The organism is Pedobacter steynii (genome assembly GCF_001721645.1).
Lineage (GTDB): Bacteria > Bacteroidota > Bacteroidia > Sphingobacteriales > Sphingobacteriaceae > Pedobacter > Pedobacter steynii_A.
On the sequence record NZ_CP017141.1, the window covers coordinates 37,329 to 56,411 of the forward strand.

General features: G+C 43.3%; 13 protein-coding genes. 4 read left to right on the plus strand and 9 right to left on the minus strand.

Going from position 1 to position 19,083, the window contains the following annotated elements:
• Positions 1–26: 26 nt before the first annotated feature.
• A complete protein-coding gene (locus BFS30_RS00150; RefSeq protein ID WP_069377419.1) occupies positions 27–2,558 on the minus strand; it encodes a BamA/TamA family outer membrane protein in 2,532 nt (843 codons plus the stop codon).
• A gap of 411 nt (positions 2,559–2,969) precedes the next feature.
• On the opposite strand from BFS30_RS00150, the gene BFS30_RS00155 reads away from it, so the two are divergent.
• On the plus strand, positions 2,970–3,659 hold the full coding sequence (locus BFS30_RS00155) for a YdcF family protein (protein WP_069377420.1): 690 nt from the start codon (positions 2,970–2,972) through the stop codon (positions 3,657–3,659).
• Here the strand turns inward: BFS30_RS00155 and BFS30_RS00160 are convergent.
• Genes BFS30_RS00160 through BFS30_RS00170 form a run of 3 tightly spaced genes read right to left on the minus strand, consistent with a single transcriptional unit; the run spans position 3,656 to position 7,301 of the window.
• Entirely contained in the window at positions 3,656–5,407 is a 1,752-nt protein-coding gene (locus tag BFS30_RS00160; protein ID WP_069377421.1) for a CocE/NonD family hydrolase, read from the minus strand. The genes BFS30_RS00155 and BFS30_RS00160 overlap by 4 nt on opposite strands.
• Before the next feature lie 32 nt (positions 5,408–5,439).
• Entirely contained in the window at positions 5,440–6,153 is a 714-nt protein-coding gene (locus BFS30_RS00165; protein ID WP_208603019.1) for a LytR/AlgR family response regulator transcription factor, read from the minus strand.
• Positions 6,154–6,191: 38 nt separating this feature from the next.
• The gene (locus BFS30_RS00170) at positions 6,192–7,301 is read right to left on the minus strand and encodes a sensor histidine kinase (protein WP_069377422.1); all 1,110 of its coding nucleotides are present in this window, start codon (positions 7,299–7,301) and stop codon (positions 6,192–6,194) included.
• Between the two features lie 159 nt (positions 7,302–7,460).
• Here BFS30_RS00170 and BFS30_RS00175 point away from each other — a divergent pair, with 159 nt between their 5' ends.
• Positions 7,461–7,961 (plus strand): DinB family protein, encoded by a 501-nt coding sequence (locus BFS30_RS00175; protein ID WP_069377423.1) that lies wholly within the window; start codon positions 7,461–7,463, stop codon positions 7,959–7,961.
• Here BFS30_RS00175 and BFS30_RS00180 read toward each other — a convergent pair.
• The 4 genes from BFS30_RS00180 to BFS30_RS00195 form a co-directional block, all read right to left on the minus strand.
• The gene (locus BFS30_RS00180) at positions 7,951–9,315 is read right to left on the minus strand and encodes a glycoside hydrolase family 28 protein (RefSeq protein ID WP_069377424.1); all 1,365 of its coding nucleotides are present in this window, start codon (positions 9,313–9,315) and stop codon (positions 7,951–7,953) included. The two genes, BFS30_RS00175 and BFS30_RS00180, sit on opposite strands and share 11 nt — an antisense overlap.
• A gap of 30 nt (positions 9,316–9,345) precedes the next feature.
• Positions 9,346–11,049 (minus strand): RagB/SusD family nutrient uptake outer membrane protein, encoded by a 1,704-nt coding sequence (locus BFS30_RS00185; RefSeq protein ID WP_069377425.1) that lies wholly within the window; start codon positions 11,047–11,049, stop codon positions 9,346–9,348.
• A 15-nt stretch (positions 11,050–11,064) separates the two neighbouring features.
• On the minus strand, positions 11,065–14,250 hold the full coding sequence (locus tag BFS30_RS00190) for a SusC/RagA family TonB-linked outer membrane protein (protein WP_157262836.1): 3,186 nt from the start codon (positions 14,248–14,250) through the stop codon (positions 11,065–11,067).
• Positions 14,251–14,355: 105 nt separating this feature from the next.
• A complete protein-coding gene (locus BFS30_RS00195; RefSeq protein WP_069382204.1) occupies positions 14,356–16,548 on the minus strand; it encodes an alpha-galactosidase in 2,193 nt (730 codons plus the stop codon).
• 327 nt (positions 16,549–16,875) lie between these two features.
• On the opposite strand from BFS30_RS00195, the gene BFS30_RS00200 reads away from it, so the two are divergent.
• A complete protein-coding gene (locus BFS30_RS00200) occupies positions 16,876–17,595 on the plus strand; it encodes a DUF4397 domain-containing protein (protein WP_069382205.1) in 720 nt (239 codons plus the stop codon).
• Positions 17,596–17,798: 203 nt separating this feature from the next.
• Here the strand turns inward: BFS30_RS00200 and BFS30_RS00205 are convergent, their stop codons facing one another.
• A complete protein-coding gene (locus BFS30_RS00205) occupies positions 17,799–18,095 on the minus strand; it encodes a hypothetical protein (protein ID WP_069377426.1) in 297 nt (98 codons plus the stop codon).
• A gap of 429 nt (positions 18,096–18,524) precedes the next feature.
• Between BFS30_RS00205 and BFS30_RS00210 the strand changes: the two genes are divergently transcribed.
• Complete coding sequence (locus tag BFS30_RS00210; protein WP_069377427.1) at positions 18,525–19,082, plus strand: DUF1003 domain-containing protein; 558 nt, start codon at positions 18,525–18,527, stop codon at positions 19,080–19,082.
• Position 19,083 lies beyond the last annotated feature (1 nt).

A 19,083-nucleotide genomic window follows, 5' to 3' on the forward strand; every position in this document is an offset into this window, starting at 1 on the left:
CAGTTCTTTCATAAAATATAATTTTATTAGTACCTGAATTTCATCGTGATATAAGGATAATAGCCTTCTTTTGAATGCGCCAGTTGCGCCTGTATTACGGTCAGGATTGCAGGCGCATAATAAAGCCCGCCCCCATAACTGTAATGCCAGACATCCGACTGATCATTCTTTTCCCAGACCCTGCCGGTATCAAAGAAGGCAGTAAGGCCAAATTGTCCCGGTAATATATATCCACCCACATTCGCCACCTTTGCCCTCAGCTCCAGGTTGTTATACAGCATGTGTTTTCCACCGTAACGGAAGGAACGGAAACCCAGCAGGTTTCCTTGTCCGCCGAGAAAATGAGATTGATAGAAAGCCTGTTTTCCAAAGGTTAGTCCGCCGCCGATACGGTCTGTCAGCGTAAACCTTTTCCCTCCTCCCAAACGATGGTAAATGGAATAACTTCCCTGAAGCTGCACAGAAGGTTCTGCAGTACTGTTTAACCCGGTATATGCTTTTAATTTTGTCTCGATAAAACTTCCCGAAGAAGGCAAAACATCATTATTTCTGGTGTTTCTTGTAAAACCAACCGCCAGACCTGCATACAATTTATCCTGATCTATAGTGGCACTATCCGGAGAATGCAGCAGGTCTGTATTGCTAATGAACCTTCCTACATTGTCATGTCTGTTGAAACGGTAATACTGAAATGAAGGTCCGACTGTCCACACCGTCTTGTTTCCTCTCCACCTCAATGCGGGATCCAGCTCATATAAACTAAAACGTGCGCGGTAATATTTAATGTGCTCCCCATCTTTACGGTATGGCGTTTCATTTCCCAGGCCAAAGAAATTCTGGGAGTTTTCAGGTGCAAACGCGGTAGCCAGCAAAACGATATCTGCTTTACCCAGGGCCTGGAACCATTCCCCCGAATACTTAAAGCTAAAAGCATTGGTTTTAAAAGCACGCAGGAAAGAAAAGGAATGAATATTTCCAAAAGGCAGTTTTCTGAAACCCGGGCTCATCATTTTAAAGGAAAGGCCAAGAGAAAGGCCATCATCTGCATTAAAGCTTGCATTGAGCAGGGTCATCTTCCTGGTATAAAGATCTGTGGCTACATAGTGGGTATTATTGGTATCATTGTCAATGTGTTTAGTCAATCTCGATGCTGCCCCGGAATAAGTCAGGCCTTCTTCCATTCCATAAAACGGCACCCGACGTTTAGCATTCAATACCTGATAATGTTTATTTCCTTCCCCATTGACAATGCGAAGTTTGATATTCGAACTTTTATTGTTCAGGCTCAGGCTGTCATTTCCATCTCTGACATACAAGCGGATTTCCTTAGTCACTGCAGGATCATAGGACCTGTTAAAAATCACCTCTTTGCGTTGACCCTCTTTGGTCAATTTATGCATGGTAACAGTCAGCCCTTTCTGTTCATTGTCTGTCACCTCAACAAATTCATTTTTATTACTTCCCTGAATGTCTACAATCCGGTTGAGAAAATGATAATAGGTATTCATCATTTCAGGCAGGTGTTTTCTTCTTTCTTTCAATTGGGCAAGCAACTGATCATGGCGAAGCGAATAACCTGGTTGCGGCAGTTTTTTCAGGGCTCTTTCAAAAACCTCATCCGTCATTGAAGCGCAGAATTCCTGCACGATTGCATTCCATTGTTTTTCATCAATCTGTCCAAGAACCCGGTTATAGGTACTTCTTCCCTCCCAAAAAAACCAATTGATATCCGGCAGGTTCCGTTCATAGCCCTGTATCATCGGCAATAGCCAGGATGCCTGCGCAAATTTTGGAATAAGCCCCTGAGATAAATAAAATACCTGATCCCGGTCTCTCGGAACAACCTGATATTTTAAACCGGTATCTGTTTTCTGCGGAATCCACCTCCACTGGTCCTCATGTCTGTCCCAATCCCCGAGCAAAGCGTCTAAAGCTTTTGCTTTTAAGAGCAAAGCTGCATTCACGCTATTGTCATTGTTATCGTTCAGCTTTTTCAGCATTTTTTCCGTATTGTCGGTATCTCCCGCAGGTTCTCTTTCTTCCAGAAGACAAAGGCTGTTTTCAAACACTTGTGAATACTCTCCAAGGTTTGGATCCGGAAGCACCCAGCCAATCATCGGCTCACTATGTGGAATTCCCGCAGCACTTGCAAAAACAGGAACAACCAGGGCCGAAAAAGGATGCTGGGCAGACATGTTATCTTTAATGATATCTTTTGCAAAAGTCTGTCTGAGTTCCATGGGTAAAAGTACTTCCGGGTATTTTTCAACAGTTCTCAATACCCATTCTTTTCCTTGTTTATCTTCCAGACGTAAAGAATGGGTCTGATTTCCCCCACCTCTTTTAATCGGCGTCAGGCCACCTTTGATCTGAGACAGCCTGATTACCGGTACTTTGGTTTCCTGTGTATATTCTTTCCGGTAATTTTCACCAAAAAGAAAACGATGGAACTTGCCTACCTTATCATAATCGGGATAGATCCTGATTTTCAGCGAGTCCTGAGATTGTGCGTTTAGTCCCCATACAAACAAAGCAGTAAAGAGTAGATATTTATTCATTTTATACCTTTTTAAATTGTCTGGAAATCCAGATTGCGATGATCCATTTCATTTTATTAATCTCCTGTATACCCCTTTTATTGCTGGTAAAGGTAATCTATAAATGCTTTAAGACATATTATCATGTGATAAGAAATATAGTGATTTGTTTTAAAAAAGCAGGACTGAATTATTCCGATTTCATAATGAACAAAAAAAACAATTGAAGCTTCATCAGATCTACCGATATTGAGTTTAATACGGAACATCACCAGATATGGGTAGAAATATTGTTTATTTCCGTAAACATAGCTATATTAAACAAGGAGTTCGGGGGAACTCCAAATTTGTAGGGGCAAATATTGTTATAGGCATAATAAAATAGGAAGGAGGGGTATCCTTTTCATATTTACACATCGTCAATTTCAGGATATGAAACCAGAAGAACTGCACAGGGAGATTTTAAAAACCCCACAATGTCCCATTATGGACCCGGAACTCGTATCGGTATTAACCGACCTTTGTTTCCAGAAAGAGCATATTATCCCTTCAGACCTGCTCTTTGTTTTCGGATCCAATGTAAAGCATAAAGAAATCGCAGACCTGATCTGCGATCTTTTGGATACTGAAATCATCAATAAAGTTTTAATTACCGGTGGGGTAGCCAACTTTGGCGGGTCCTATTATCACCATAAACCGGAATCGGAAAGTATCCGCTCCTTTATTTCTGCGAAGAAATATGCAGACAAACAGATTGTCCTGGAAGTCATTTCCAGGAACACCCTTGAAAATGTAACCGAGGCACGGAAAATATTTTCCTTTGATCAGATAAAAAGTATCACTTTTATTTCTCATTCTTATGCTTCAACCAGGGCATCCTTATCTTTAAAACGGTTTTTCCCTGACATTAAGCTCTATTGTATCCCATTTCCCCTGCCATCGGATCAGGCAGAATTCCCCGTCAACAGACAGCTATGGTCCAGAACCAAGTATGGACAGAGCCTTGTTTTAGGGGAATACCTGCGTCTGATTACCTATGGAAAAAGAGGAGATTTTCCGATTGACGACATACAGGGGCTTTTAGACCAGGTTCAGGACCACCTGAAGATCAAAGACAGCTAGTATTTCCAGACCGGGATATCCACATAACTGTCTGTAGACCATTTGATTTTTAAAGGAACTTTTGCATCTGCAATACTTTCTTCACTGACCTCTTTTCCTGTGCCGTAATTGATTTGGGCAAAGGGATTTTTATTGATATCCAGAACCACCAGCAGGCGGCTTCCTTTACTTAAACGGCGGCTAAACATACGGGTACTGGAAAAGGGGATGGTATTGATTGCCCCTGCTTTCAATAATGTCCGTCTGGTCATGTCCTGGGCATAGCTGGCACGCCCTAAAAAGTAAGACAGGTGAAAATACTGTCCATCAGGCATCAGTTCATATAAAACCAATCCGACATCCATGTCTTTTTTATTGATTTCTGCTTTCAGGACCCCGCTGAAAATTCCATCTACAGAGACCTCTTCTTCAAATGGGGAAGAAATAAAATACAAGCCTGTAGAACGGTCCAGTTCCTTACGAACGATAGGATAAGGATAGTAATCATTATTGGTATGGTTGCGGTCTGCAAAATCTACTTCCTGTAAGGAAAATCCCGCTTTAACCGGCTTTCCAGGTAGTAACAAATGGTTTTCCCCCGACTTTAGATCAGTCAGGTAAAGGCGCTGAACCTGATTGCTCATTTTATCAATTGACGGCGCATGTTTCCATTCATTTGCGCCCATCACCTGATAGTTTATTTTATCCTTCAGCAATGCCGGCTTCGGTCCCCCTTTCAAAACATAATCCATCCATTCGTAAGTAATCTGAGCCGTATTGATCAGGCTCACCGGATCTACTTTATAATCTCTCAATACCGGGCTTCCACCCCGCTGTGCCCCAAAATGATCATAAGGGCCAATGATCAGGTAATGATCCGCATTTCTATGGTATTTATAATGTTCTTTAAAATAGCGGAGCGCTGAAATCTGTCCGTCATCATAATAGCCGGTAATGGACAATACAGGGATGTTGATTTTTGCAAAATCTTCCTTCCAGGGCACCATATTCTGCCAGTACCGGTCGTAGGCGGGATGTTGAATCCAGCGTTGCAGCAATGGATTTGGCCGGCCTTCAATACTGTCGATTTTACGATAAGGAAGGCCACTATGGTACCAGTTAAACTGCATATCCCTCCAGTGTTTCTGGTTGTAATAGTTGGTGGTATCCAGGTATTTATGATTGCTCACATAAAAACCCCATCCATAATTAGCGTTCAGGAAAATGTTATTTTCCATTGGCAGGCCAAATCCGGGAATTGCCGCCACGTATGGAATGATTGTTTTTAATGCAGGATGTAAGTGTTTTGTGGCCGCCCAGGCCGCAAAACCCGAATAACTTCCGCCATACATCGCCACACGCCCGTCGCTCCAGCCTTGCTTACTGATCCAGTCGATCACTCCATTTACATCTTCCGCCTCTGTCTCATAAGGATTGATCTGATCCGGACTCAAAGCTTTCCCTCTGGAATTTGCCACGACTCCCACATATCCACGATCTGCGGAACGTTTTGCTTCGGCAAGGTTCTTTTCATGATCGGCATAGATCGTGAAAAATAAAGCAGTTGCCTGTGGCGCTTTCCATTCCTTTTTACGCACCACGATTGCCGACAGCTGCTGACCGCCTTTAGTTTTAATCAATATACGATCCTGAATATCATAGATGTCTGCTGCAGGTACTTCTTTTTGTACTGCAGGTGTGGTCTGCTGCCCGAAAGCACAGGCAAAAGGAGCCATGCAAACCAAAATTAACTGGATTGTTGTTTTCATTTTTTTAGCTTAAAATTTATAATAAGAAGATCCTAAACCCCATTCAGGAGTTTGAACCTGACGGACTGCCGGTCAGATACATCCAGGACGTCTCCCGTTTGCAAACTGATGCGTAGCTTTCCTTTTGGCATTGGATAAATTTCTTTGATATAATTGAGGTTGATGATCTGGTTCCGGTTGATCCTAAAAAAAGTCAGGCCCTCCAGCTTTTCATTCAACTGGTTCAACGAGGTTTTAAGAAAGGCCTTCTGCGTTCCAAAATACAAACGGGCATAGTTATCCATAGATTCTATCAGATAAATGTCCTTTAGTTTTACAAAGTGACAGCGTTCTCCGTCTTTGATAAAAATAGTCCGTTCTGAGGTTAAACGCTGTTCCGCTCTTTTCGTTCTCTTTTCGCTCATCCGTTCCATCGCCTTGGCAAAGCGCTCATCCCTGATCGGTTTCATCAGGTAATCCAGTGCATTCACTTCAAAAGCCTGCAGTGCATACTGGTCGAAGGCCGTGGTAAAGATCACTTCCGGTACCTCTTCCAGGGAAGCCAGCAGTTCAAATCCCGATTCCCCAGGCATCTGAATGTCCAGAAAAATAAGGTCCGGCGACTTCATTTTTATTTCAGCCCTTGCTTCATCCGCATTTTTTGCTTCCCCGACTACCTCACAATAAGGATAATTTAACAAGGTGCGCCTGACTTCCTCTCTCGCAGCCCGCTCATCGTCAACAATCAGAACTTTCATTTTTTTCATCAGTGGGTAATTATTTGTTAATGGCGTTTATCATCGTCTTATGGCAAAGGAATAATGATGGTGGCCAATACGATGTTATAATCGAAAAGCATTAAGGCAACACTTGCTTTTCCCTCATACTGCAGGGCTAAGCGCTCCTCCAGGTTGTTGAGCCCCACTCCTTTTTTACCTCTTTCGGCATCTAAAATCCCGGGACTTAATACACTGATCCTTAATCCCTGTGCTCCCTCTTTGCAGACTTCTATACGGATCAGTCCTCCTTCCTTTTCATTTGCGATGCCGTGTTTAATTGCATTTTCAACCAGGGTATGAATAGATAATGGCGGAATGAGTAAATGATCCAGGTCAGTTTTCAGCTCAATACAACTTTCCATCCGGTCTCCAAACCTCAGCTTTTCCAGTTCCAGGTAATCCTTCACCAGCTCCAGCTCATCTTTGATCGGAATTAAAATAGATTCCTTCCGATAAAGTGAAATTCTGAGGAGCTCGGATAAAAGGTCGATTCCCCTTCTTGCCGCTTTTGGGTCATCGATAACCAGTGCTTTAATGTTATTCAAAGAATTGAACAGGAAATGTGGATTGAGTTGGGCAGAGAGGTTACTCAGCTGTTTTTCTTTAGCCATCAGTACCAGACGCGCGTTCTCTTTTGTTGTCTGAATCTCTCTTTGCGCATATAAATAAAGATGATAAGCCAATACCCAGATCGACATTAAGCGCAGCCCCGTCATAAAAACAGTTAGTCCGTTATTGGATAAAAACTCCCGGTAAGAAACATACATTTCAGGAAAAGATTTACTGACCCTGTTTCCATTAATCAGGAAAAAATAATCGTTAATCCAGGAAAGCTTGGCGCAGATTAAGATCATATACCATAATGCCATCAATAAGACTGCAGGAATCATGCGCCATATCAGCCGGCTGGTTTCCAGAAGGGCCCAGCGGTTCTTTTTTGCAAGGCTCCGGTAGGCATGTGTCAATCCGATCCCAATGGCCACATCGAATATAAAATGAATCAATCCGGCTGTTGGGTTAAAATACCGGCTGTTTAACATCGCCGGGAATAACCAGTACAGAGAAGCCAGCGACCAGCCGATGAGCTGACATTTCCAGTAAAGACTAAATCGGTTATTGTTAAGTGGCTTTTCCATAATTGCTTAACAAATATACCAATCCGGAAACGCTAAGAAATAAAAAATACATAAGCGCAGATATTTGGGTACGAACGCAGAATTTATCTCAAGAATTCAATCTTATTTGAGCAATTGCAGAAATCTTTGCACCTTCGTATCACACAACACCTGAGAATTATGTACCGTAGCATTGAAGATTTCCTGACCACACGTAAAGAAGAAGAGTCAAGTACCGTAAAACTATTTTCGAACCTTACCGAGGAAACAAAATCAGTAAAAATTCATGAAAATGTACGTTCTCTGGAGCGTCTGGCCTGGCACATCACCCAAACGCTTACAGAAATGGGTAAAAATGCAGGCTTATTTGAAACCGACCTGCTGCATGAACTTCCCATTCCGGCTACCCTGCCTGAACTGATTGAAACCTATGTCAATTACAATACTTTACTGATGCGAACCGTACGGTTAAAGTGGACAGATTCCAATCTTGATGACCTGGTAAACATGTATGGTGAAGAATGGAAAAAGGGAAAAATTCTTTCCGTTCTGATTGCCCATGAAAGCCACCACCGCAGTCAGATGACGGTAATTATGCGTATGCTTGGATTACCTGTTCCGGGGATCTATGGCCCCTCTAAAGAAGAATGGGCTTCCTTTGGCATGCCCCCTATGGATTAACCAATTCCTTCACATCGTCATAAACAAATGCCGGACGCAAGTCTTTGGCCTTGAGAATAAATTTCACATTGATGACCTTCAGCCCTTTTACATGTCTGGCCCATAAGCCATAGGCAGGAATTTTGGGGCCAAAGGTTTTCACTTCCGGATATTGATCTACCGCTTCCGGAACTACTACTTCAGTATCTTTTTCAGTCCCCCCTCCTGCCAGGGTAATTTCTATATTTTCAAGCTTCAGGTTGGTAATGTCATGACCCGGAACACCCGTAATCAGGATTCCGCTGGGGGGCATCAGTTGCGCATCATCTGCTGCAACAGCCTTTACATTTTTAATGCTCACCTGATCCATGATTCCCGTTTGCTGTTTGCTTTCTCCTTTACGAAAAACACTGAGCCTGGAGCCCAGCCGAAACAACATGGGCGTTCTTACATTGTTCATGCTGATGTCAGAGATCCTGATATTCTTTACCTTTGCCCCATCTACCGTCAGCAATTTGATCCCCCCGTTCCTGGTATCGTAAATATGGCAATCTGAGATCTCTATATTTTCAAAACCGGCCATCGATTCTGTTCCTATTTTTATGCCCGCCTGGTTGCTTTTTAAGCGTAATCCCGACACCACGATATCCTTACAGGCCATTTTTTCTGAAGTCGTTTTAAAGACAAGGGCATCATCACCACTCACAATATCACAATCTTTAATCCTTACGTTCTGGCATCCGTCAATCCCGATTCCGTCATTATGAGCCACTCCTATACTCTCGATCTTCAGGCCCTCAATACGGATCTCTTTACTCTGAAAATAATGAGAAGTCCAGGCTCCGGCATACTTCAGCGTAACCCCGGTTACTTTTACTCCGGTACAACGTACAATGCGGACCAGAAAAGGCCTTAAGCCCCAGCGTTGCCCCTCCGGGCGCGTATCCGTCAAAATATGTTTTGCTTTGATTGCCGCCCCTTGTCCGTCGATTATGCCAGCGCCTTCAATACCAATGTTCCGGGCGTCAATGGCGACCAGCAAAGCCCAGCCTACATCAATCCCCAGACCTTCCGTAAAAGGATCCATATTCGTATAGTCTTTCAGCTCCGTACTTCCGAGCAGCACAGCCTCCTTTTCCAGATAGAGGGTCACGTTATCTTTTAACACAATGGTACCGGAAAGAAATCTTCCGGCCGGGAAAATGACTTTGCCCCCTCCAGATTGATGGCATTCATCAATGGCCTTTTGAATGGCCAGCGTATTCAGGGTGCTGCCATCCGGAACAGCGCCATACTTGAGAATATGGGTATCAGCAGCTTTTCCAATGGTCAGAAAGGCGATAGAAATCAGGCCGGAAATCAGGATCTTTTTCATGTATTCTTTTTTATATTCATGCTGTTTATATTAAAACCAACCTGCATTCTGAGGATAGGACGGGCCCGTAGTCGTGGCATCAATTTGTGATTGAGGGATGGGGCGTAAAATATGGAAAGGTTTGATATTGCCTTTCGCTTCATTATTATACAATTTCACCCTTTCTTCCAGCTTACCCGTTCTGACCAGATCCAACCAGCGCGTCAGTTCACCACAAAGTTCCCGGGAACGTTCATCAAGGATAAAATCAAGTGAAGGGATGTTGTTTACATTCATCAGCTCCGGATTCGGGTTTGGAAATGCCGCTCTTCTGCGGATCACATTCAGGTTATTTAGTGCATCCGCAGCAGTTGCTCCACCCATAAATGCCGCTTCTGCAGCAATCAGGTAGGTTTCCCCAAGACGGTACACAATTACCGACCGGATCGAAGGATAATTCAGATCTGCCCGTTTGGTATCATTATACTTCTGCATATAAGGAGAAAGGCTCGTTGTATAATTTCGTGGCGGAATCAGCAGGTACCTGGCAGCTGCAATCTGTGCGTTGGTCACGTCTTTTCCAGGCATAAAAATCGCGGTGTCTCCCAATGCAAATTTGGGTTTTCCAACCACTGCATTAGCAGGTGCTCCCGGCGGCAGAGGTGCTGTCCATACCGGAATAGAAGCTTCATTATTGCAATACCAGACCGTTTGAAATGTCTTTTTATAACGGGTATCATTTACCCTTTCCTGAAAAGCGGTATTGGTAAGCCATGGTGTCGGGACACAACGAATATAAGGCCTTCCATAAAACACATCCCGCATCATTCCAGGCTGCAATTCGTATTGGGGAACCCACATGTGGTTCAACACGTTATCGGCCCCTCCACTATTGTTAGGTCCATTATAGGCTAAATTCGGGGTATGCTGAACACTCCACAGGACTTCATTGCTTCCTTCATTTCCCTCTGCATATACCTGTCCGAAATCAGGAAGCAATGCCAGGCCGCTGTTGTTGATCACCGCCATTGCATTCGTATACGCATCCTTGTAATCCGTATTTTTCTGAGCAGAAGAGCCTGCCCTGGCCAGATAAACTTTAGCCAGCACATGCATTGCTGCAGCTTTATTGGCCTGTCCCGGACGTACACCCGCAGCTTTTGGACTGGCATATAAACCAGGTGTAGCGATTGCTTCTTTCAAATCCCCAATGATGAAGTCGTACACTTCAGCCAAAGAGTTTCTGCCCGCAGCGGTAGTTGCCGCAGTCTGAAAGCTTTTATTCAGCGTCACATCTCCCCAGAACTGTACCAGTAGAAAATAAAAATTGGCCCTTAAAAATTTAGCCTCGGCAACCATTCTGTCCTTAGCGGCTTCATCAATTCCCGTTACCTGCGGCGCATTTTCTATAATTCCATTGCAGGTATTGATGTGCACATAACACTCCTTCCATACTGCCGCAACTGTTCCATTGGAAGTATTGTAATTGCTGTTGTATTTATTGATGTCATTGTTACCGTCCTTTCCGGTATAAAATTCATCCGTACCAATGACCGTCATAGTGAACAGGTTCTGGGTCCCCCAAAGCATTCTGGTTCCCGCATAGGCCGCATCCAGCCCTTTTTTAAATCCCTGAGTGGTGCGGAAAAATTCCGGGGTGAGAATGGAATGAGGTTCTTCATTGAGTTGTTTTTTACAACCCGAAATTCCTGCTAAAGTAAAGCAGGCATATAGTAGTATAGCGATCTTTCTCATGGTCTTTTAATTGAATTAAAGCGTCATATTAAGTCCGAAAATAATGGAATAGGATGCCGGGGTATCGACATTTACATCCCCTCTGTTGTTGTCACTGCCAATGGCTTCGGGATCTATACCACTGTATTTATTGCGGTATTTTGAAAACAGGATAAAGGCATCATTGGCCGTGGCATATACCCGCAGTGATTTGCCCCCGATTTTTGTCAGCACCGAAGCCGGCAGAACATAACCTAGTGTTAAGCTCCGGATCTTTACAAAAGTTCCGTCAAAGTATCCAAGTGTAGAGTTATTTGGCGTATTGGTAGAAGCTGCATTCGGCTTCGGCCAGTAATTCTCCTGGTTTGTTGGCGTCCAGTAACGGACATTCAGATTGTTGTAATTCCCCTGAAAAGTATTGGCAAACCCGCTGTTGTGTACCCGGCTTACAATCGTGCTTCCGAAACGGCCAAAAGCCACTACTGTAAAATCAAAATTGCGGTAGGCAAAGCGATTGGTTAAACCACCCGACCATTTCGGCTGACTGGAGCCGATGAACACCCGGTCGTCCGCATTGATGCGCTGTTCTCCTGCAGCATTTGGTGTGGTGTTCGCATTGTCTACTTTGATATTCCCGATCACAGAACCCGTTCCGCTTAATGAAAGGCCCAGACTTCTCGCCAGGGCAGAATCTGCTGCTGTATTTTGCCAGATGCCCAACCTCCGGTAATCATAAATCGTTCCGATAGGTTGCCCGACAAACCTGCTGTTGGTAATGTCGTTGGTAACATTTTCCTGCAATGCCGTGATTTTCCCTCTATTGATAAAAACATTTACATCCGATGTCCAGGAGAATTCCTTTTTTCCATCCCCCTTAAAATTCACCGTACTGATCTGAAATTCCAGTCCTTTATTCTCTGTTTTTCCTACATTCGTCAGGATAGAATTAGGAATTCCGGAGGTAGCCGGCAAGTTTTGAGGTAATAACAGATCTTCGGTAAAAGACTTATAGGCTTCAACTGATCCGGAAATCCGGTTGTCAAATAAGCCAAAATCCAGCCCGATATTGGCAGTTGTCGTGTACTCCCATCTTAAACCAGGATTTACCACATTAGCCAGGTAAACTCCGGTAGTGGTCTGATCACCAAAATTATACACGGCAGCACCCAGGCTTCCCAAAGTCTGATACGCATCGATTGCTGTATTTCCAACTCTTCCGTAACTCGCCCTGAGCTTCAGGTTTGACCATGTCTTAGTCCCTTTCAGGAAAGACTCTTCGAGCACATTCCAGGCCAGTGCTGCAGAGGGAAACAGCTGGTATTTACTTCCCGGCGCCAGTCGTGAGGAACCATCGGAACGCATGGTCAGCGTCATCAGGTATTTATTTTTATAGCCATAATTTAATCGTCCCATATAAGACACGATGGCCCATTTTTCGTACTCCCCGCTTCCGGTAAGGTTGGCACCGAAAGTAGGGTTATAGTACAACAATTCACCGGCAATATCATTGTTATTAAACCTGTTCGACTGGCTCAGTGATTCCTGAAAGCTGAATAAGCCCGTCAGGTTGATCCGGTGGTTAAGGGCAAAAGTTTTGTCATAGGTCAGGATATTTTCCAGGGTATAATTACTTCTGAAACTATTGCGGTTACTGGATGTAGACAAGCCGCCGAGGTTGTTCGAGGTTGCGCTTCCATAAAAATTCCCATAGTTATCAGATTTGATCTCCGTACCGGCATTAAACTTATACTTAAATCCTTCTGCAACCTTCACATCCACATATAAAGTGGTAAAAGTGCCGAACCGTTTCCTGTTTTCTTCCTTTGCGCCCGGCACAAAATCACCGAGCGGATTCCAGACCTGATTTGCACTTCCTGGTACAAAACCCACAAGGCCTCCGTTTTTATCGTAAGGAGTGGTAAGCGGACTCGCACGCAGCACTTGTCCCATCGGGTTTGCCCCTTCTCCCCGAGTGGTATTGTAAGTATTTAAACTACTCAGTCCGACTTTTACAATTTTACCCAGCTGCTGATCAAAACTGGCCTTTACACTAAAGCGTTCAAATGCCTGTCCGGGGTAAATTCCGGTTTCATTATGGTATCCCGCAGATACGGCATATTGTGTTTTTTCTACTCCTCCGGAAACACCGACCTGATGATTGGTATTCAAACCTGTTTTATAGATCAGGTCCTGCCAGTTGGTGCTCCTGCCCGATTTGATCCCTTCCAGTTCTTCTGCCGCAAATATGCCATCGGTCAGTAACCTGGGATCATCGATTCCGGTATATTTCGGTTTGCCATCTACATAATTCCCGTTTACCACCGCCCATTTTTTTAAGTCGGCAAACTGGGCTCCGTTCATCACATTGATTTCTCCCAGGTTTTTGGTTAACCCCGCATAGCCGCTATAGGTCACAACGGGAGTACCAGGTGCCCCTCTTTTTGTGCTGACCAGGATGACACCGTTTGCTCCCCTGGAACCATAAATCGCCGTAGAAGAAGCATCTTTAAGCACTTCCAATGAGACTACATCATCAGGGTTCAGGTCATTTATATTTCCATTAAATGGAATTCCGTCGACTACAAACAGCGGCCCGTTATCTGCACTGATCGACCGTACGCCACGGATCCGGATCACCGGGGAAGCTCCGGGTTTACTATTCCCTCCTCCTTTTTGAATGTCGATACCCGCTCCTTTTCCCTGTAAAGCCTGAGACAAATTGGCAACGGGCACTTCCCTTAAAGCCTTTTCATTAACAGAAACTATAGATCCGGTGATGTCGGATTTGCGCTGTGTTCCATAACCTACAACAATCACTTCCGTCAGGGTTTTATTTTCAGCAAGCAACGTAACGTCAATTACATTTCTATTGTTTACCGGGATTTCCTGAGCGATATAACCTATTGAACTGAAGACCAGGATTCCCGAACCTTCGGGAATGGTCAGGCTATAATTTCCGTTTTCATCCGTGCTGGTAGCAACAGCCGTTCCTTTAAGTTTAACAATCACACTGGGTAAAGTTCCTTCCGCATCCCTCACTTTTCCCTTCACTACGAAACTACCCTGATCTGAATTCAATACCGCTGGCTTCAGATTTCCTTCGGGAACCTTTCTATAAAACGGATGATAAACAGCCGGCCGTTTTGCCAGCACCTGCAGACTACAGCAGCAGTACATAAATACCATAAGGTACCCAGAAAGAGAAAATGCTCGGTTAATCATGAATTAAAGGTTTGATCGGTTTATATTTGATGATCTAATTGAAAAAAAAACCGTCAGATATTTATCTCTCTGATTAGCCTATATGTCGCTCTTTTTATCCTCCTTTCATTCCATAACCAACTCAAACACAGCACTGCTTAAGGGGCTGATCTTTCCAGGAGATAAGTTTAACCCCACCTTCATGAGGTAATCCCCAGTATAAGATTTTCCGTTATCCGGATGTGTAGAAACCGCATCGGGCAAAAGATTGATTTCTTTAATTTTATACCTCTTGTCCGGATCCAATCCTGACAGCAGGACTTTTCCCATATACTCTTTTCTTCTGAAATTAAGGAGATAACTGAACAGCACGGCCTTATTTCTGGCTTCGTTCACATACATTAATACCGCCCTGTTTTCTTCGTATGGGGAAACCAGACGGTACAAATCGCCAAACCAGATGACCTCACTGATTCTCTTATAGGTTTGCACCGCGGCGTTACTGAACCTGATTTCATCCGGTGACAGGTTTTTCACCCGGATATCATATCCCAGTTTTCCCATCATCGCCACATCCGTACGGAATTTCAGGGATTGTTTTCCCATGGAAGTGACGTGACTGGATACCGTAAGTGAAGGAAAAAAATTCAGATATCCCCATTGGATGAATACCCTTTCCAGTCCGTCTGTATTGTCACTTGGCCAGAATTCACTAAAATATTTCAGTCCGCCGTAATCTACACGACCTCCCCCTCCCGCGCATAGCATGATCGGCAAATGAGGATATTTTTTCCTCAGACGTTCCATCACTTGATACAGACTTTTGGTATAGTCAATGAACAGGTTGCCCTGATTCTCCTTCAGAAATGGGGAATAGGTATTGGTAAGCATCCTGTTGCAATCCCATTTGATAAAAGCGATGTCCGGATTTTCTGTCAGCAGGTCGTTCAGCAGGTTAAAGACAAAATCCTGAACCTTAGGATTAATCAGGTCCAGTACCAGCTGGTTTCTGGAATAAGATTCTTCCCTGTTGGGCAATTTCAGGATCCAGTCGGGATGTTGTTCATAGAGCTCACTTTTAGGGCTGATCATTTCCGGTTCCAGCCAGATGCCAAACTTCAGATTTCTGTTTCCGGCTTCTTTAACCAGATGTCCTAATCCGCTGGGAAGCTTTTTCTTATCCACCTGCCAGTCGCCCAAAGCAGTTTTATCCCCGTCCCTGGGATACTTATTACCAAACCATCCATCATCCAGTAAAAATAAATCTACCCCAAGCTGCTTCGCCCCCTCAAACAATTCTACCAGGACATTTTCATTAAAATCCATATGTGTTGCTTCCCAGTTATTTAACAAGGTTAAACGCGGCTGATCACCGTCCAAAACTTCGTATTGTCTTGCCCATCGGTGCAGGTTTCTACTTGCCTGTCCCTTTCCTTTATTGCTGTAAGTGAATATAAAAGCTGGGGTTTCAAAGGTTTTTCCTGCCGGCAATTTATATTCAGAAGCATAGGGGTTCATGCCATTGATTACCCGCAGCGAGTTTTGCTGATCAATTTCGAAAGTACATTGAAAGTTCCCCGACCAGGCCAGTGTACCGGCGATCAGCTCTCCGTTATTTTCATCTGAAGGTTTATTGAAAGAAAGGAAGAAGGCCGGTGCACGGTACATGTGTGCCCTTGTTCCCAGCTTACTGTCCAGTACTTTTATTCCCGTGGTCAGCTGGCTTTCTTTCATTCTCATTTCCGTCATATAATCTCCGTCAAACTGACTAAGCCAGTATTTTGAAGCTTCAAAATGAAGCATGGAAGAAGCATAATTACTGAGTGTCAGGGGCTTTTTTTCCTGGTGCCTGATTTCAGTCCAGGTTTTTATCACATCATCCTTAAAATAGGCTGCAAAATGGAGCAGCACTTCTACCGGATATTTTGGATCTTTCAGCCGAATGGAAGTCAGGCTGAGGTCATCTCCTTTTTTTTCTGTTTTATGGCTAACATATACCAGATCTAGTGAGGGGTTTCCGTCGGCATGTATCACACGGATTGCGGGTTCAAAAAGATCGCCCATTCCTGCCCCGATATAAGCCTCATGCCGGGTAGATTGCAACAAGGCATAATCTGTGGCATGGCCCGGCTTTTGTCCGAAATAACTTTGGTATAGTTTTCCATTTCCTCCGATACTAAAAACGAGCAGGCTGTTTTTCGTCTCCACCAGCAACTGGGGAGCATTTCCGGCGAAAGCACTCCGGCTAATCAGGGTGATCAACATCCCCATTAACACAAAAACAGCTATACATCTTTTCCTGTTTTTTTCTTTTGACATTGAATTTTCCTTTGATGTTAGCGGGTATATTTTAGTCTGCATCGTTTCCTTTTCAGGTAGCCGATGCGATCCGGCAATTTGAGAATTTCCTAAAAATAATAGAGAAGAGATGTTAGCCAGTTGATCAGTCATTTTAGCAAAAACTGAAGAAAACGTCTAGCAAAAAACGGAAGAAAGTGCAAGCTTTTCTCAACTTCAGCCTCAATTTCGTTCAATTCTGCAAATTAATTTCAACCTTCCTGTTGCGTTTTGACAGAAAGGTTCGTTTTAAAAGACAAAGCGTTAATGGCCATTAACCAATTACTAATTTTTATAAAAACCTTAAAAATGAAAACAATGACTAATTACTTTTCTCCAGTAGCCAAAACTTTAGTATGCGCCTTAACGTTAACCACCATTTTCAGTTCATGTAAAAAAGATAAAGACGGGATTACCCCACCTGTAGTAAAGCCAGCAAACCTGACCGTAGTTCATGCTGCACCGGGATTCGCGGAGCTTGACTTTTTCGTGGATAAAGACAAAGCAAATACCATTGCATTTACCTACAATACGGTCATCAATTATTTGTCTATTGTAAAACCTGGTAAAAAGGAGTTGAGTGCAACAAAAAAAGGAGTTACTGATATTCTGGTAAAACTTCCTGTTGAGTTCAAAGAAGATAAATTTTACTCTGCATTTGTTGCGGATCAAACTGCAAACACAATTGTTTTTGTAGAAGATGACCTGACCGCTCCTGCCGCAGATAAAGCAAAAATCCGTTTCATTAATTTAAGCCCTGATGCAGGTTCCCTTGATCTTAACATCACTGGAAAAGCAGAAGCTTTGGTTGCTAAAAAAGCATTTAAAGAATCCAGCTTATTCGTTGCTGCAGATGCCGGAGATGAAATCAATTTTGAGATCAAAGAAAATGGTAAAACTGATGTTTTAGCCAGCCTTCCAAAAGTTAAAATTGAAAAAGGAAAAATTTACACCATCTGGGCTAAAGGTTTAAAAACCACGGCTAATGTAGACGCCAAATTAGGAATGGCAGTGATGGCCAATAAATAAAAATACTGGAGCTGTCCGACCTCATTGTTCTCCTCCCTTCTTCATCCCAGACAGATTAGATCTTCCCCAGGGCTACGAAAAAAAGGATGTAAGACAAAATTCAAGAATTTACGGATGAGAGCGTAAGACATGAGTAAGGATGGCTCCTTCTATCAAACAAAAAAACAGGGACCCAAAACGGGTTCCTGTTTTTGTTTCATACGCTACATGTAAGCGTCACTTGGCTGTATCATAGCAATATGATGCTCTTTGAACAGCTCGCGGCAACTTTTTCCTTTCACTTTAAAATTCGCCAATCCTCCCACTTCCAGGTCAAACAGCACTTCCAGAATCCGGACCGTTTCATAAGGAATGTCTTTATCATCGCCCAACTGAAGTTTTCTGTAATTGTGGAATGTGTTAATAGAAGCTTTAATAATTTCGGGGATAAGTCGCTTAATCAACTTGTGCTGACTATAAGTCAGCTTTTCCATACATTCATTAATCTTATACTTGTCCATAGCCCTGATTTAAATTAAACAGATCATTTTTGAACATTTGCCTTGCACTTTTACAATTACATTTTTGCGCAAACAATAAGCATTGCTTTCTCATACGTTAGTTTTTTTATGTTAATTAACTACGAATCAAAAACCACTACGACCACCTCCTGCACACAGCTATAGCCAGGCAGTATATCGGCGTATGGTGGCGTCAACAGCACACAATCTATAAAATTTAGGTAACCGTCCGGGCGAACGGCAGAGAAAGACTACGACAACATTTTGCTGTCCCTATAATTAATCCCCTCTTAGCTCAAAACTAAGTAGTTAACTTTAAAAATACAATAGAAAAATAAAAAATAACACATTCACCTAAAGAATTGGACATTGTCTATATTTAAACGATGGCCACACTCACAAAAGGCTTCATTCAACACTCATTTATCCATGGAAAACAAAGAAATTAATCAGCTCATGTCTGATGAAAATGATCACCTTAAAAAGCTTCATCAGATTGTAAAAGATACTATTGAAGAGGAGCAGCTCATTGTAAATAACCTACTGAATCCACCGGAAGAGATGATCACCAAAGGACAGAAGATCTCTGATAAGGTCGCGCGTTTTGGTGGAAGCTGGGTATTCATCATCTGGTTTTTAATTGTGCTTACTTTCTGGATCATTTACAATTCTGCCGCATCGGGCAAAGCCGCCTTTGATCCCTATCCCTTTATCCTGATGAACCTGATTCTTTCCTGTATTGCCGCTTTACAGGCCCCGATCATTATGATGAGCCAAAACAGGCAGGAAGAGAAAGACCGGATGCGGGGAGAAAATGATTACCTGATCAACCTCAAGGCAGAGATGGAGATCCGCAAACTTCATTTAAAGATGGATCTGCTGCTGGAAGAACAGATCAAGACCATTTACGATACCCAATCCAAGCAGTTTATTTTGCTGGAGGAGATTTGTGAGAAACTGGACAGGCTGGAATCCAAACAAAAATAGA

Coding starts and splice junctions, on each gene's coding strand:
- BFS30_RS00150 (WP_069377419.1), bottom strand. CDS start 2,558: ATGAATAAATATCTACTCTTTACTGCTTTGTTTGTATGGGGACTAAAC.
- BFS30_RS00155 (WP_069377420.1), top strand. CDS start 2,970: ATGAAACCAGAAGAACTGCACAGGGAGATTTTAAAAACCCCACAATGT.
- BFS30_RS00160 (WP_069377421.1), bottom strand. CDS start 5,407: ATGAAAACAACAATCCAGTTAATTTTGGTTTGCATGGCTCCTTTTGCC.
- BFS30_RS00165 (WP_208603019.1), bottom strand. CDS start 6,153: ATGAAAAAAATGAAAGTTCTGATTGTTGACGATGAGCGGGCTGCGAGA.
- BFS30_RS00170 (WP_069377422.1), bottom strand. CDS start 7,301: ATGGAAAAGCCACTTAACAATAACCGATTTAGTCTTTACTGGAAATGT.
- BFS30_RS00175 (WP_069377423.1), top strand. CDS start 7,461: ATGTACCGTAGCATTGAAGATTTCCTGACCACACGTAAAGAAGAAGAG.
- BFS30_RS00180 (WP_069377424.1), bottom strand. CDS start 9,315: ATGAAAAAGATCCTGATTTCCGGCCTGATTTCTATCGCCTTTCTGACC.
- BFS30_RS00185 (WP_069377425.1), bottom strand. CDS start 11,049: ATGAGAAAGATCGCTATACTACTATATGCCTGCTTTACTTTAGCAGGA.
- BFS30_RS00190 (WP_157262836.1), bottom strand. CDS start 14,250: ATGATTAACCGAGCATTTTCTCTTTCTGGGTACCTTATGGTATTTATG.
- BFS30_RS00195 (WP_069382204.1), bottom strand. CDS start 16,548: ATGTCAAAAGAAAAAAACAGGAAAAGATGTATAGCTGTTTTTGTGTTA.
- BFS30_RS00200 (WP_069382205.1), top strand. CDS start 16,876: ATGAAAACAATGACTAATTACTTTTCTCCAGTAGCCAAAACTTTAGTA.
- BFS30_RS00205 (WP_069377426.1), bottom strand. CDS start 18,095: ATGGACAAGTATAAGATTAATGAATGTATGGAAAAGCTGACTTATAGT.
- BFS30_RS00210 (WP_069377427.1), top strand. CDS start 18,525: ATGGAAAACAAAGAAATTAATCAGCTCATGTCTGATGAAAATGATCAC.